The 15,865-nt window shown below is 51.4% G+C and carries 14 protein-coding genes; 1 reads left to right on the forward strand and 13 read right to left on the reverse strand.

What is annotated here, in order from left to right; translation table 11 throughout:
- Positions 1-29: 29 nt before the first annotated feature.
- The 4 genes from ACYUJT_RS23240 to ACYUJT_RS23255 form a co-directional block, all read right to left on the reverse strand.
- The gene (locus ACYUJT_RS23240) at positions 30-1,805 is read right to left on the reverse strand and encodes a family 43 glycosylhydrolase (RefSeq protein ID WP_460326884.1); all 1,776 of its coding nucleotides are present in this window, start codon (positions 1,803-1,805) and stop codon (positions 30-32) included.
- Between the two features lie 54 nt (positions 1,806-1,859).
- Positions 1,860-2,699 (reverse strand): carbohydrate ABC transporter permease, encoded by an 840-nt coding sequence (locus ACYUJT_RS23245; RefSeq protein WP_460326886.1) that lies wholly within the window; start codon positions 2,697-2,699, stop codon positions 1,860-1,862.
- The gene (locus tag ACYUJT_RS23250) at positions 2,696-3,595 is read right to left on the reverse strand and encodes a carbohydrate ABC transporter permease (protein WP_460326888.1); all 900 of its coding nucleotides are present in this window, start codon (positions 3,593-3,595) and stop codon (positions 2,696-2,698) included. Before ACYUJT_RS23250 ends, ACYUJT_RS23245 begins: the two co-directional genes overlap by 4 nt.
- A 118-nt stretch (positions 3,596-3,713) precedes the next feature.
- On the reverse strand, positions 3,714-5,015 hold the full coding sequence (locus ACYUJT_RS23255; protein WP_460326890.1) for an ABC transporter substrate-binding protein: 1,302 nt from the start codon (positions 5,013-5,015) through the stop codon (positions 3,714-3,716).
- Between the two features lie 584 nt (positions 5,016-5,599).
- On the opposite strand from ACYUJT_RS23255, the gene ACYUJT_RS23260 reads away from it, so the two are divergent.
- Complete coding sequence (locus tag ACYUJT_RS23260) at positions 5,600-9,280, forward strand: glycosyl hydrolase family 18 protein (RefSeq protein ID WP_460326892.1); 3,681 nt, start codon at positions 5,600-5,602, stop codon at positions 9,278-9,280.
- A gap of 180 nt (positions 9,281-9,460) precedes the next feature.
- Here the strand turns inward: ACYUJT_RS23260 and ACYUJT_RS23265 are convergent, their stop codons facing one another.
- The 9 genes from ACYUJT_RS23265 to ACYUJT_RS23305 form a co-directional block, all read right to left on the reverse strand.
- Positions 9,461-10,234, reverse strand: a complete 774-nt coding sequence (locus ACYUJT_RS23265) for a class I SAM-dependent DNA methyltransferase (RefSeq protein ID WP_460326894.1) — start codon at positions 10,232-10,234, stop codon at positions 9,461-9,463.
- A 131-nt stretch (positions 10,235-10,365) separates the two neighbouring features.
- Positions 10,366-11,298, reverse strand: a complete 933-nt coding sequence (locus ACYUJT_RS23270; protein ID WP_460326896.1) for a CvfB family protein — start codon at positions 11,296-11,298, stop codon at positions 10,366-10,368.
- Positions 11,295-11,642, reverse strand: coding sequence for a ribosome silencing factor (rsfS, locus tag ACYUJT_RS23275; RefSeq protein WP_460326898.1), 348 nt, complete (start codon positions 11,640-11,642; stop codon positions 11,295-11,297). The genes ACYUJT_RS23270 and rsfS overlap by 4 nt, the downstream gene beginning before the upstream one ends.
- A gap of 33 nt (positions 11,643-11,675) precedes the next feature.
- Positions 11,676-12,251 (reverse strand): bis(5'-nucleosyl)-tetraphosphatase (symmetrical) YqeK, encoded by a 576-nt coding sequence (gene yqeK, locus ACYUJT_RS23280; protein WP_460326900.1) that lies wholly within the window; start codon positions 12,249-12,251, stop codon positions 11,676-11,678.
- A complete protein-coding gene (locus ACYUJT_RS23285) occupies positions 12,235-12,828 on the reverse strand; it encodes a nicotinate-nucleotide adenylyltransferase (RefSeq protein WP_460326902.1) in 594 nt (197 codons plus the stop codon). The genes yqeK and ACYUJT_RS23285 overlap by 17 nt, the downstream gene beginning before the upstream one ends.
- A 21-nt stretch (positions 12,829-12,849) precedes the next feature.
- Positions 12,850-13,140, reverse strand: a complete 291-nt coding sequence (yhbY, locus tag ACYUJT_RS23290; RefSeq protein ID WP_460326904.1) for a ribosome assembly RNA-binding protein YhbY — start codon at positions 13,138-13,140, stop codon at positions 12,850-12,852.
- Between the two features lie 87 nt (positions 13,141-13,227).
- Positions 13,228-14,097, reverse strand: coding sequence for a shikimate dehydrogenase (gene aroE, locus ACYUJT_RS23295; protein ID WP_460326968.1), 870 nt, complete (start codon positions 14,095-14,097; stop codon positions 13,228-13,230).
- Positions 14,098-14,149: 52 nt separating this feature from the next.
- Positions 14,150-15,277, reverse strand: a complete 1,128-nt coding sequence (gene yqeH, locus ACYUJT_RS23300) for a ribosome biogenesis GTPase YqeH (protein WP_460326906.1) — start codon at positions 15,275-15,277, stop codon at positions 14,150-14,152.
- On the reverse strand, positions 15,274-15,798 hold the full coding sequence (locus ACYUJT_RS23305) for a YqeG family HAD IIIA-type phosphatase (RefSeq protein ID WP_460326908.1): 525 nt from the start codon (positions 15,796-15,798) through the stop codon (positions 15,274-15,276). Before ACYUJT_RS23305 ends, yqeH begins: the two co-directional genes overlap by 4 nt.
- Positions 15,799-15,865 lie beyond the last annotated feature (67 nt).

A 15,865-nucleotide genomic window follows, 5' to 3' on the forward strand; every position in this document is an offset into this window, starting at 1 on the left:
CGTCTCCTAACGATACAGAAAGTTACATTCTAGTTAGCGATAATGTCTATATAATCGAGGCTCAAGTCTCCCGAGGCCCCATCAATAGTAATTTCATTATCACCTCTCTGCAGCTTTCCTTCAAACACAACTTCTGTAAAAACATTGCGCCCTGTTGCGGGGACGGTCAGCTTCCCGCCCTTGCTGCCATTGATTTCGAGTTCAACGGTTCGTTCCCCGTCACCCGGGTTGGAGACACCGAGAATCAAGCGATATTCACCGGCTTTAGGAACATGGATCTGCCGGAATACTGCCGATGAACCCTGCTCAATCGTCAGCTTCATCACGCCTTCACCCGAGGCAGACAAATCCGCGCCCACCGCGTCCTCTAAGCCCGAGGATGCCATCTCCGCCTCATATCTCGTTATTTCGATGGCCTGAATTCCACCTAGAATATTTTCCGCTGCGCCATTCTCGCCCGTCCGCAGATCCAGCTCGCCGCCTCCTGCTTCTAGACGAATGCGTCCGTAAGCATAACCGGTCTCATCCTGCGCAGTAACCGGCAAAAGTATCGATCCCGCTTTTGCGTCGTTCACCCGTACCTCGAGCGTTCGGTTGGCGCCCGTCTCGTTTTTGTAGTGAACAAGCAGCGGCATCTCCGTAGGGACAGCAGCCGCAAACTTCCCAAAGCTGAGGCGGTCCCCGTCGCGATTAGCATGCTTCGCCTGATACACGCCCGAACCCGATGGCAGCGGAATCACAGTCTCCAGAGACAGCGGCTTGCCGAACTCCGGCAGCCCCTGCTCGTTCCAAGTGACGCGCTGCGCCCGGGCTTTGCGGTTGTTCCAGCCGTCGGTAGAACTTGTCGTGCCGTGGTATACGATCCAATCCTCCGTACCGTCCGGCGATTTAACAAAGGAATTATGCCCCGGACCATACACGCCGGCTTCCTCATCCATCGTCATGAGCGGCTCGCCCGCTCTCGCCCAATCCTCCGGCTGAAGCGGGTTGCCGCCCTCTCTCAGCGCCAGCAAGCCAAGACTGTAGAACGGCGTCCAGCTCCCTGCCCCGGAATAGACGATAAATACACGGCCATCCCGGTATAGAATCGCTTGCCCTTCCTGAATATAAGGCGGTCCGCCGGCCATTTCCCATTCCTGATCCGGCGAGGACAACATGACCCTCGGTCCGCTGATCGTCACAGGATCGCTCATCGGCGCTATATACGTGTTCTGCCGAATATTAACGTCCTCTTCCCAACCGGACCAGACGAAATACAGCTGCCCTTCATACTCCATCACCAGGCCGTCGATGGCCCACTTATTCGTATCATCCGTAATTTGCCCTTTGAACTCGTATTCGCCAAACGGGTCGTCACCAACCGCTTCTAGCGCGTACATCCGGTGATTCTCATTCTGTCCGTCGTCCGCCGCGAAATAGATATACCATTTGCCGCGAATATACTGAATTTCCGGAGCCCAGAGATTAGCCGAATACATCGTATCGATCGGCGGGTACCACACTACTTTCTTCTCTGCCTGCCTGAAATCGATCGTCCGGGATTTCATGACCATGACATCCGTTCCGTTGTGGGTGAAAGTCATGAAATAATATCCGTCTTTATATACAACGCTTGGGTCGGGAGTATCCATATCGATCAGCGGATTTTTGAACGTGCCCCCGTGTCCGTTGTATTGACCGTCAGCCTTGCCGCTGCCCGTCTGTCTCATCGTAATCACTCCTACTATAACAATGACGGCGATGCCAAGGAGCAAGGCCGCCGCATACATCAACCTGCGTTTCTGCGATATTCGCCTGTCTCTCACAAGCCTCACCTCATGACTAGCTATGAACATGCTATTGATTTGTTGTTGATTTGATCACTTGATTGCAGATTGCGTAATGGCCTTAACGAAGGAACGCTGCCCGATAATGAAAATCACGACGACTGGTATAGCCGCCGCCGCCGTCATCGCCATCAGCTTGCCGTAGGACTGTGTATAGCTGCCCTGAGCCATCATGGCGATCCCTGCCGTAATGGTGCGCATCTCCGGCGAAGTGGTGGCATAGAGCGGCCACACAAAATCATTGTAAATTCCCATAAACGTGAAAATAAGCAAAGTCACCATAATCGATACCGACGCCGGCAGCATAATGCTGGTATACAGCTTCCACTTGTTCGCCCCGTCGATCCGGGCTGCCTCCTCAATGTCCTTCGGGAAAGAAATAAAGAACTGATACAGCAAAAACACACCGAAAGCCCCTGCGGTATACGGCAGAATAAGCGCAGCGTACGTATTGATCAGCCCAAGCGCATTGAATTCCATGTACATCGGCAAAAACGTCAGCACGCCAGGAATCATAAGCGAAGCGATGAACATCGACAGCAGCGTTCTGCGCAGCGGGAGGTCCTTCAATCTGGCTAAGGCGAACGCCGCCATAGAAGCGATGAGCAGCACAATCGCCGTCCCCGCGATACCGACCATCAGCGAGTTCGTGATCCATTGCAGGATCGGAACGTTCATCAATTCGCCGCTAAACCCTTTGATATAGTTATCGAAAGTTGGCTTGAGCGGAATAAAGTTCATTTTCCCGGACAATGCTTCAAAATCGTTCTTAAAGGATGTCGATATCATCCATACGAGCGGCAGCATGAAAACGACGGCGACCACCGAAGCGAGAAGAACAAGCAGCAGCGTTTTGATCCGTTTCATGCTCATGACTCTTCCCCCTTATTTCCGTAAGTCAGTTTAAATTGCACAACCGATATGATCATGATGAGCAGCGCCATCAAAATCGCCATCGCCGAGGCAGCACCGATCTCCTTGCGGATAAACGCCTGATCGAGCACACTGATCAGCAGCACCTTCGTGCTGTCTCCAGGGCCGCCACGGGTAAGCAGGAACGGCTGGGCGAAGACGTTAAACGAAGCGATCGTTGATGTAATCATTACGAACAGCATGACCGGTTTGATCGTTGGAAGCGTAATGTGAATAAACTTATCCCAGGCATTCGCTCCGTCCAGCGAGGCCGCCTCATAGAAATCTTCCGGTACCTGATTCAGGGCATTGATGAAAATAATCATGTTGAAGCCGATCGTCCACCACAAGGTCGTCGTAATGAGCGACACCCAGGCCCATGGCTGGTCGGTCAGCCAGGGAATGGCCGGGATGTTCAGCTTCATCAGAAGGCTGTTCAGAAATCCAGAGTTCGTATCGAAAATCATCAGCCAGATGACGGACATGACCGATGCGGATAACGCATACGGCAAAAAGTAAAACGTGCGGAACATGCCGCGGATTTTTCCCGGAAGATGCTGGATTAGCATCGCAAGTGCGAGCCCGACCACGATCAGCAGCGGCACAGAATAAATGACGAACTGAATCGTATTCCACAGCCCGTTGAAGAACAAGCTGTTTAAATAGGTGCCCGGCGTAAAAATCGTTATATAATGCTTCAAGCCTACAAAATCATGTTCTGGCGATAGCAGCTCGAAGTTATGCAGGCTGATATACACGCCATAAAGTATCGGAAACAATAAGAAAGCGGCAAAACAAATGAAATAAGGCAGCACAAACAAAGATGACGTTAATTTTGAGTGCCAGCTTTTCACCATAGATTTATCCCTCCCGCCCTGGGGCATGGCTTCATTGTGTATCTATAAAATCGAAGGAGACGAGAGAGCAGCTGCCGCCTATTTCCCGTCTCCTTCTGCATTCATTTACTTCGGGCCGTTAATTTTTCATCGCTTGCCGCGATTTCGCGACAGCGTCGTCCATTGCTTTTTGCGGATCTTTCTTGCCTAGCAGCGCGTTGTTCAGCTCACCCCAGATCGGCTCGGAGATCGTTCCCCAGTTGAGTACGTTCGGTGCGAATTGAACATCTGGGAAGCTTGCGGCGATACTGCTTTGAACTTCAAGCTTCTTGAAATCATCGCTTTCGATCATTTTTTTCGAGGCCAGCGCCTGACCGGATTCTGCCCACTCCATCGAGTGCTCCGCCATGTATTTCAGGAAATCGCCAATGCCAGCCAGTTTAGCCTCGTCGGTTAATGCCTTAGGAATTACGAAACCATGGGAACCGGCAAAAGCTGCTGCTTTCACTTTACCGATTTGCGGAATCGGAGCCACGCCATAATTTAAACCCGCTTCATCAAATTGCGATTTCATCCAAGGACCGTTGAATTGAATCGCGTTTTTGCCTTGCAGGAACAATGTATTTTCTCCGTCCTGCTGAACATTGCCCGGGGAATAACCTTGATCGACCAGACTGCGCAGCCAGGACACCATTTCTACCGCTTCAGGAGAGTTATAGGCTACATCGTTGCCATCCCAGAGCTCGCCGCCGTTTTGCCATACCAAGGATGGGAAAATGAACTGCTGCGGCCACAGTGTTGGAAGTACGTAACCGTATACGCCCTTATCCTTATCGGTCAATTTGGCAACAGCATCCTCGAACTCGGCACGGTTGGTTGGAGGACCGCTAATACCTGCCTGCTCGAACAAATCCTTGTTGTAGTACATCACGACCGGATGGATATCTAGCGGAATGGAATACCATTTGCCGTCGATCGTCGAATATTCGACCGGAGCTTCGGCATAATCGCCTTTGCTGATTCCGGACGCGGAAGCGATATCATCCAGCGGCTGTAATTGATCCTTGCTTACGTACGTCGGTACATTATCCACGTGCATGATCATTAGATCGGGGCGCTCTTTGGATGTGCTGAGTGCGACGTCAAGCTGCTTGTAATACTCTCCATTCGGCTGAATGACGAAATTGACTTTGTATTGATCCTGAGAAGAATTATATTTGTCTACGATCTTCTTCATGAACGGACCGTCCGCACCGGAGAATGGGCTCCAGAACAAAATATTGGTCGTTTCCTGCTTTTTGCCGCCGGAAGACTCCCCTCCGCCGTTCACCGCAGCTGAGTTTCCTCCACCGCTCGAATCCTTGCCGCCGCAAGCTGCCAGCCCGATGACCAGAAATAGTGACAGCAGCAGTGCAGCCGGTTTGCTTAACTTTTTCCCCATCTTCTTAACCCCCTAAATGTCTTAGTTGCCTGTTTCTTGCGATGCTTGTTGCCGTGGTGCGAAATATTTAATCACTTGCTTGATTTCATCTTATCGGGGATCAGAACCCAAAAACATGTCATATCTTTAGGTCGTAGGGTCAATTTTTTGGGAATGCAAACATCGTGACTCGCGTAGGAGCCTATTAAAAAAATCTATTAAATTCTATAGTTTTCGACATGAATACTAAATTTGATTTGACGAATATTGGCAAATTATAGTATTGTTAAATTTACAAAAATAGATATATATAATCAATTTAGAGAATATCAAGTAAAAATGGGTATTTTATACTATTCCTTGCTGCTTACATGTTATCAATGATTCTAGTCGGCATTTCTGATAGAAAGGAGGGCTCGATAGCGTTTGAATAATAGGGTCCGATCCCCAACCGGTTCACGGTATGAGCGAAGCTTTGCTGCAAGTCTCACTAATCATAATTTGCAAGTTGACGAATGAACTTGTGAGGCTGCTGCAGGGATATTTCGCATGTTTTGATTTTGCCTTATTCAACTTATCAATCTATCAGCAGAGGAGAAATTTTTATGAATATTAATAGAGTGCGTTCTAAACCAGATAGGGGAAAAATAGCTTGGATTTTATTTCTTTGCTTTGCTATAGTCACTTCAGCACTGGGCTTGTCTGCCCTTGCGCCGCAGGCCGCTGCCGCAGAATCCAATCTGGCATTGGGAAAAACAGCGGTGGCGAGCTCTATTGAAGATGAAGATTTCATAGCAGCCAATGCTGTCGACGGATCGGCAACAACGAGATGGGCAAGCCTTCAGGGGAACGATCCTTCCTGGATTTACGTTGATCTGGGCGAGACTCAGAGCATCAGTAAGGTGCGGCTAAACTGGGAGGCGGCCTACGCCAAAAGCTACACCATTCAAATCTCAAATGACAATGGTATCCCTTCCAATTGGACCGATGTATATTCAACGGTTAACGGGGTCGGTGGAGTTGAAGTAATCGATTTGTCCGTCCAGGACGCGAGATATGTACGGGTTTATGGGACTGAAAGAGGGACGGAGTATGGATACTCGCTTTATGATTTTGAAGTGTACGGGGCTTATGACGCCGGAGCAGCGGCTGACAATGCAAGCTCGCACCCGGAATGGAATGCGGATACTGCCTATACGGCCGGACAACGGGTCGAATACGGCGGAATAACATATGAAGCAAAATGGTGGACGCTAGGAGATCCACCTAATCTATCGGGAGAGTGGGATGTATGGAAAGTAATCGGTCCTGCAGTTCCGGGAAATGACAGCGGCAACAACGGGACACCGGATACGATCGCACCTACTGCGCCAAGCGGCCTGGCCGCAGGCAATGTAACACAAACCAGTGTGAGGCTGACTTGGAACGCTTCGACGGACAATGTCGGCGTATCGAGCTACATCGTTTATCTGAATGGAAATCAGGCAACATCCGTAACGAATACGAGCGCTGACATCAGCGGCCTGACTGCTGGAACCAGCTATTCTTTCACAGTGGTCGCAAAGGATGCGGCCGGCAATCAATCTCCTGTAAGCAGCGTGCTTTTAATAACTACGTCTGCGGCAAATACGCCGCCGGTGCCAACACCACAGTCCAACAAAATCATCGCCTATATGGCGAGCTGGGTAACCTGGAATGCAAACGGCGTAAAGCCTGAGCAACTAACGCATATCAATTATGCTTTCTCCCTGGTTTCGGGTGGCAAGGCGACGCTTACGAATCAAGATGCCAACAACCTGAGAACTCTCGTTGGATTGAAATCTAAAAATCCTTCACTCAAAGTGCTCGTGTCCGTAGGAGGCTGGGGAGCTGACGGCTTCTCCGATGCGGCATTGACGGATGCTTCGCGCACAACGTTTGCCGATAGCATCGTTCAACTGATCAAAACACACCAATTGGATGGTGTAGATCTAGATTGGGAATATCCAACGAACTCTTCAGCAGGAATTAAAGCAAGACCGGAAGACAAGCAAAATTTCACGCTGATGCTCTCCAAAATCCGCGAGAAGCTGGATGCACAAGGAAAAATAGACGGCAAAACCTACCTGCTGACCATTGCCGCAGGAGCCAGCAATGGTTATTTGAACGGTGTTGAGATCGGCAAAATCACCCCTCTGCTGGATTGGATCAATCTGATGACCTATGACTTCCACGGAAGCTGGGACAAAACGACAGGCCATCATACCAATCTGTATAACAGAGACAATAGTGTCGACGCCGCAGTGAAGCTATTCAAGAATAACGGTGTACCAGCAAGCAAGCTGGTCATTGGAGGCGCTTTTTACGGACGCGGCTGGCACGGTGTCAAAAATTCCAACAACGGCCTGGATCAACCGGTCACTGGCGGAGGCTTCGATCCCGATTACAATACGATTGTCAGCCAGTACCTGAACAAGAACGGATACACGAGATACTGGGACAATAATGCACAAGCGCCGTATCTGTTCAATGGCAGCAGTTTCATCACTTATGACGATCCTCAATCATTGAAGCTGAAGGTGCAATATCTTAAAAATAACAACCTTGGCGGCATCATGTTCTGGGAGTACAGCAATGACAGAAGCGGAGAGCTGCTTGCGGCGATTTATTCGGAAATGACGAACGGAGCCGGAAACGGAGGCGGAAGCGAGAACGGCAACGTAAATCCGGGCGGAAATAACGGAACTAGCCCAACAGGGATTGGTCCCGACGGATTTTTGAAAACGAGCGGCACCGTCATTAGAGATCGTTCGGGAACAGGCAATATCGTGAATCTGCGGGGTACGAATCTCGGCGGTTGGATGCTGCAGGAAGGCTGGATGTCTCCGTTGGGTGTTAAGGACGAGTGGACGCTGCGCGAGACACTAACGAACCGTTTTGGCGCCGATATAGCGGAAAGCCTGATCGCGACATACCAGAATGCCTGGCTGACGACAAAGGATTTGGATAATATCAAAGATATGGGGATGAATGTTGTCCGGGTACCGATTCTTTATTTGGAGTTGATGGACAAATACGGAAACTGGAAGAAGGATCCTTGGAGCAAGCTGGACTGGCTTGTCAAAGAAGCAGGTGACCGGGGCATTTACGTGCTGCTCGATCTTCACGGCACCTTTGGCGCCCAAAATACGTTCGACAATTCCGGAGAAGTCAACTCCGATCCGCAATTGTGGAAAAACCCCGTATATCAGGACCGCACGGTTAAGCTATGGGAGGGCATTGCCACCCACTACAAAGGAAATCCGACGATAGCGGGATACGATTTACTGAACGAGCCGGACAGAGTCAGCAAACAACAACTAAACGCATTTTATGACCGTCTCTACAAAGCGATCCGTGCCATTGATCCGGATCACACCATCTATATGGAGGCAGCCTGGAGCTGGAATCAGCTCGACGCACCCTCGACTTATGGATGGACCAACGTCGTTTACGAAATGCATTATTATGCTATGGCCGGGAGCGAGGCTTCCAACTGGAACGCGCAAAACAATCTGGTCAACAATGCACTGCAGGGAATTCGCGAACATCAGAGAAATTGGAACGTTCCAGTATTTGTAGGTGAATTCTGCTTGTTCGATTTCAACGACCTTTGGGAGAAATTCCTGGCAGGCATGAACGAATCCAACGTATCCTGGACCAACTGGACGTATAAGGTCAGCTCCAATTACGGAAACTGGGGTTATTTCAACAACAATCCGAACCCCGTTCCTAATATCAGCAGCGATAGTGCAAGTACAATCTCCTCGAAATGGAGCAAATTCAATACGGAAAACTTCAGAGCCAACACGACGCTGCAAAATCTGGTGAAAAAATATACCACTGGGACTACGCCACCTCCAGCTCCGAGCGGATATTCCTATCTCGTATCGCAGGCCAACCAGCAAATCGTCTCCGCGGAAAATTACGGAAACGATCCGCTAGTGGCAAACCGGGCGAGCGCAGGGGATTGGGAGCTGTTTGAGATCATTACGAACAACGATGGCACATTGTCGCTCAAATCAAAGGTGAACGGCAAATATGTAGCTGCTGATCTGAACATCAGCGGCAAGCTGATCGCTCGCAGCGACACTATTCAGCAGTGGGAGAAATTCAAGAAAGTTGATTTGTCTGACGGAGCAATCGCCTTACAGGCACTGGCCAACAATAAGTACGTGTCCGTTGATTTGAATAACGGGGCAGGACTTATAGCTAACCGCGATAGCGTTGGCGGCGCTTGGGAGGCTTTCCGTCTTAGAAGTAATTAACGAACGGAATGTGAATTATAACAAAAGCTATGCAAGCAGCGCGTGCCGATATTCAATCGGTGCGCGCTGCTTTAGTTTTTATTAAAGTAGAGTTCCAAACTTAACAAAACCCGCTCAATAGAAATAGGCCACCTACTAAGGTGGCCTGGATCAAACGCAAAATTCAGATATAAAACGATATTACTTCACCGCCACATAAAACAAGCGGGTAGCATCATCGACCGCCTCAACCCACTCGAAGTCCGCATAAACCGTAACCTCCCGGAAGCCGCAGCGAAGCAGTTCGCTCTTCATCCATGCCGGGTCGTAGGCCCGCTGAATATGCGTCTCTTCAAACCGGCGGTACATATTGGGCCCGATGCCTTCTTCCCGGGCGAAGATGGACAAATAATGCTGAATCTCGTCCCTTGCCGCATCACGCTCGCACGTCCAAATATAGGATACGGAGCGCTCATCGCATATGAAGGGCTGTTCTTCATCATAACGCTTCAGCGTATTGGGATGATGAACGTCAAACAGGAAAGTTCCTCCCGGCTTCAGCCCGTTATACGTTCTTTGGAATGTACGGACGATATCATCTTCCTCAAGCAAATAATTAAGACAATCGCAGAAGGAAATGACGGAGTCTACCGGCTCCGGAACCTCCCAATCTCTCATATCCTGCTGTACCCAGCGGACGCTGCCCTCGCGGAACAGCCGTACACCCTGCGTGCTTCCTTCCATTTTGCGCCGGGCTACAGACAGCATGTCCGCGGACAGATCAATACCCGTTACTTCGAAACCCGAATTGACCAAGGGAATCGTAATGCTTCCCGTGCCGCAGCCGAGCTCAACGACCGTCTGCGGCATGCCTAACCGCTCCCAAGCGGTACGCGCAAAACGAAGCCAATCCGGGTAAGGCATGTCCTCCATCAATTCGTCGTACACATAGGCAAATTTACGATAAGCTGCCACATTGTCACCTGACTTTCTGCAATCCACACCATTCTGATGCTGCTAGGCCTGATCGTTCTAACGATCTCCTATTCATTCCGTACACTTGCAAGCTTCATCATACTCATTCCCTAGGCTAAATTCCTAGGGCACTAACTTTTCGTCGCATCCGTGCCTTGAGCATTCGGCTCATTGGCTTCGCCCGCGCCCGGTTTCACCAGATACGTCCAGTTCTCCTTCTGCGTGACCTTGCCTTCCTTCATCAGCTTGCCGAGCGCCCGTTTGAACGCCGACTTGCTGATGCCGAACCGCTGCTTGATCAGATCGGGCGCCGTCGTGTCGGAATAAGGCATGCCTCCGCCGGGACGCTCCTGCAGGAATTCCAGAATGCGTTCCGAATCCTCCTTGCGTCCGACCTCCTTGCGCTGAGCCATCGACAAGTTAACCCGCCCATCTTCGCGGATATGGGCGATGCGCACCTTGACCCGCTCTCCAAGCCGAAGCAGCCGGCTCCGCTCCGAGGAGTGGATCATGCCAATCGCGCCGAAGCCAAGCACGCCGCCATCGACGACAACGAAGGTGCCCATTTGCAGTGGCTTGTACACGATAGCTTCGGCCCACTCGTTCTTCCACGATGTAGGTGCGTGAAAAGTCTTCGGCTCCAGCTCCTGCTCACCGGCAAGCTTAGCCTTCAAGCGGCCCTGCTTGTCATGCTCCATAATAACGTAGACGCTGTCGCCGACCTGGGGATGGAGCTCACGCAGCTCCGGCAACTCGCGAATCGGCAGCAGCAGTTGGCGACCCAGCCCCATTTCCAGGAAGCAGCCAAGACGGGGATGTACGTCCGCTACCTCAAGGAGAGCTAGCTCGCCCAGCGTCAAATAAGGCTTCTTCATCGTCGCAGCAAGGCGGTCTTCCGTATCGTAGAACAGGAATACCTCCACCGTCTGCCCCGGCTTCACCTCACGGGTCAGCTCGGAATAGTGCAGCAGGACATCCTGCATGCCATTCGTCAGAAAATAGCCGTAGGGCGAAACCTCGCGATCGATCGGAAGCGATACGATAGTGCCGGCAATCAAGCTCATACGGTCTCCACGACTTTAGCATCGGACCAAAGCCGTTCAATGTTGTAAAATTCGCGTTCATCCCGGTGGAAGATATGCACGATAACGTCTCCAAGGTCCATCAGCACCCAGCGGGCTGAGTCCATTCCTTCAATTCCTCGGATATTCACACCGGCCTGCTGTGCCTTATTGCGAACCTCCGTCGCGATGGATTGAACCTGCACGTCCGAGTTTCCGTGGCAAATCACGAAATAATCGGCAATAAGCGAAATTCCCTGCAAGTCCAGCGCCACGATGTCCATTGCTTTTTTCTCATCCACGGCCTTTACGGCCAGGTCTAATAATTGTTTAGGTGAAATCGGCATTCATACGAACCTCCTGAATCATTATTGTATAGTTTACTTGCTTCTTATTTGCTGAATCAAATCATTGCGCGCCAATACAGTCGTCGGAAAAATACGTTTCCGCTTCTCGATCAGGAAGGATATCGTCGAATCCAGTCCAGCGACGAGCGCTTCCTCCAAGCTATGCTCGGCCAGCTCACGAATACGATCCACGCCGGGAAAATCCCGCCCAGGCTCGATATAATCGGCCAGGCAAATGATTTTGTCCAGCTTGGTCATGCCGATGCGCCCCGACGTATGATAGCGGATCGCATCAATGACACCGGCATCCTCCACACCGTAATCCTGCTGGGCTACAAAGGCTCCGACCTCGGCATGCAGCAGCTGCTTATCGTAATCAAGCAGCTCCATATTCAGCTGATGATCGCGAATAACCGCCTCCTGCTGCTCGATCGGCCAATATTTGGCCAAGTCATGCAGCAAAGCAGCTAAGTCGGCCCGCTGAGGATCTTCGCCATACCGATGGGCAAGCGCCACCGCGGAATCCATGACGCCTAGCGTATGCCCCCAGCGCCGTTCGGGCATTTGGCCGGATACGATGGCCATTAATTCCTCACGGGTGTAATCCATACAAACCGCTCCTTGTCATATAATCATGAACAGAATCCGGAACCATGTACCGTATGGAATCGCCGGCGGCTAACCGGCCACGGATCATGCTGGACGATATGTCGACCAGAGGCATTTCCGCCAAGTGGACGGCCTCCTGAATAAACGGAGGCAAGGCATCAAGCTCGAGGAAGCTCCCCGGACGCTGAAGGCCGATAAATCTTAGCATCTGCGTCAATTCTTCGATACCTTCCCATTTCGGAAGGTAGTTGACCATATCCGCGCCAATGATGAAATAGAATTCTATATCGGGATGCAGCTTCCGCAGCTCTGTGACCGTATCGACGGTATATGACACGCCTCCCCGGCGCAGCTCGATATCCAACGGTTTAAACGCCGGATTGCTGCGGATTGCCTCCGCCACCATGGCAAGGCGCTGTTCCCCGCTGACACCGGATTGATGCTTGTGGGGAGGCGTATTCGAAGGCATGAACCAAACCTCATCGAGCTTGAGCTGCTCGCGGGCTCTTTCCGCAGCCAGCAAATGGCCGTGATGGATCGGATCAAATGCTCCTCCCATAATGCCGACTTTCTTCATCCCTATCCCTCCCGGTCCGGCTTAAGGCAGCTCGATTTGTTTATATTCCCGTGATTCCTTGTACAGGACGATCGTTCTGCCGATAAGCTGTACCAGTTCTGCGCCAGCTCCCTCAGCCAATTCGGACGCGATCTCCTGTGGATCGTCCAGGTTGTTGTTCAGAATCGACACCTTAATCAACTCGCGGCGCTCCAGCGCTTCCGAAATGTGCCGAATCACCTGTTCATTGGTTCCGCCCTTTCCGACCTGAAAAATCGGCTGAAGGTGATGCGCTTGGCTGCGCAAATAACGTTTTTGTTTTCCCGTAAGCATGTAATACAAAACCCCTTAACATTCAAATGTACTGCTTATTAATAAAGTTCCATTCAAAGCTGCATTGCAATCTATAATTTTGATGGATTATGCCTGCAAACTGCTCAAGACAGCGGCGCGCATCGCTTCGATCGGCGCAGGCCGCCCCGTCCAATACTCAAAGGCATAAGCTCCCTGATATACGAACATGCCGAGCCCGTTATGAATACGGCAGCCGATCGCCTCCGCCCGAACCAGCAGCTCGGTCTTCAGCGGATTATAGATCAAATCGCTAACGACCATATGCGGCGATAAAAGCTCTGCCGGAATCGGCAGCTCGCCGGCCTTGGGATACATCCCGACGGACGTCGTATTAATGACAATATCAATGTGATTCTCTTGGAGAATCTGGGCCAGCTCCTCGATGCTGCAAGCGCTGATGGCTCCTAAATGAGTCCATTCGTCCACAAGCTCCTGGGCCTTGGCGACCGTCCGGTTGGCGATCAGAACGCGCCCCGGCTTCTCCTGCAGCAGGGCATACACGATGCCCCGAGCCGCTCCGCCGCAGCCGATCACAAGCACATGTTTTCCGGACAAATCAGAAACAGCCTCTTCCTTAAGAGACCGAATGTAGCCTATTCCATCCGTGTTGTAGCCGGTCAGAACCCCATCTTCGTTCACGATGGTATTGACGGCCCCGATGTGCTTCGCCGCCTCATCTAGCACGTCCACATATTTCATGACGTCCACTTTATGAGGCACGGTTACGTTAACTCCGCGATAGCCTAGAGCGACGATTCCCTTTATGGCATCCCCTAACCGCTCCTGCTTGACATGCAGCGGCACGTAGGTACCCGAAAGGCTCTCAGCCGCAAGCGCCGCACTATGCATCGCTGGCGACTTCGTCTGGGAGATCGGATCTCCCATAACGCCAAACAACAATGGCAAACCGTTATTCCCCTTCAATTCATTACCCATTTTCGTTCCTAAGCCTCCCTCTCCACCGATCATGCCTAAGCCAACGATTTCGTCAGATTAACGAAGGACGAACCATAACCTTAATTCCTTTCGGCACATGGGCAGCAACGACGGAACCAATCTCTCCGTTAATTTTGATCCAGCCCAATCCCGAAATGAAGATGTCCATACGGCTGCCCCTTGGAATGCGGAATTCATGCCGCGTGAAATCCGGCAGTTTCTGCAGGTTCTCGCGGGAAGGAGGGGACAGAAGCTCTCCGCCATGCTCCTCGAACAGCTCATCCGCTTTCTCCAGCTTCGTCCGGTGAATCGGAACGCGGCCGCTGACGAAGCACGTAAACGATTGCCGTTCCCCTTGAATAAAGTCAAAACGACCGAACCCGCCGAAGAACAGCGTTTGCCCTTCATTCAGCTGGTACACGGCTGGCTTAATCGGCTTGTCCGGCAAAATAGCGCCTAAATCCTCCGGGCTGACCAATTCGCTGTAACGGGATGGGTACACGATTCCCGGCGTATCGATGATGGCGCGGCCATCATCCAATGGAATATGGACCATGTCCAGCGTCGTTCCCGGATAGCGGGAGACCGTCAGCTCCTGATCCAAATCGCTGTAATCGCGAATCAGCCGATTGATCATCGTCGATTTGCCCACATTGGTCGCGCCGACGACGTACACGTCGCGGTTGCCGCGATGCTCGGCCACGGCGTCCAGCAGGCGGTCGAAACCGCTGCTCTGCTTCGCGCTGCACAGGACGACGTCCTCGACCTTCAGCCCGGCTTCCTTCGCTTCCTTTTGCACCCAATTGCGAACTTTATTCCAGTTCGTAACCTTGGGCAGCAGGTCGATTTTATTGACCGCCAGCAATACGGGATTGTTGCCGATGAAGCGCTGCAAGCCCGATATGATGCTCCCTTGGAAATCGAAAATGTCCACGATATGGATGACCAGTGCCTCTTTGCCGCCGATCTGGCCCAGCAATCTCAGAAACTCATCCTGCTCGACCGTAATTGAAGACGATTCATTATAGTTCTTAATCCGGAAGCAGCGCTGGCAAATGACGATCTCCTTCTCAATGGCCTGCGCCGGCACGTACCCCGGTTGATCCTTATGCTCGCTCTGCAGCTTGATGCCGCAGCCGCTGCAGCGTCCGGCGTTCAATTCGCCATGTTCCTCTCTCACTTATTTTCCTCCTCCAGCCATAATCCGCTCTTATGAAGCCTACGCTTGACGATTCGTTCCAGCCGGCGGTTAAACCTGGTCCCAAAGCCTTCATCGATAACGGCAATCGGCAGTACCAGTACAGTGAATAGCCCTAAACGGTTGCCGCCGTACACATCGGTCATCAGTTGGTCCCCGACCACAATGGTCTCCTTAGGGGCCAGTCCCATCATGCTGAGCGCTCTGTGGAAGGCAGAGCCCAGCGGCTTCCTCGCCGCATGCACAAATTCGATATTTAAAGGGGTAGCGAATTTCGACACCCTGTCCAGATTATTGTTTGACACAATGACAAGTTTAAACCCGAATTTCTTCACTTTTTCAAACCACTCGACGAGTTCGGGCGTGGCTAATGGCGCCTTTGCCCCGACAAGGGTATTGTCCAAGTCCGTAATGATTCCCCGGTACCCTTGGGCATAAAGACTTTCCAAGTCGATATCAAATACGCTGTTCACTCTCAGCTTCGGCAAAAATCTCTCAAACAAATACGTTCACCTCGGTTTCATACGACAAACTATACCACAATCTTCCCGCGACTTCCTTATATTTTAA

Source organism: Paenibacillus sp. YSY-4.3 (assembly GCF_054767475.1).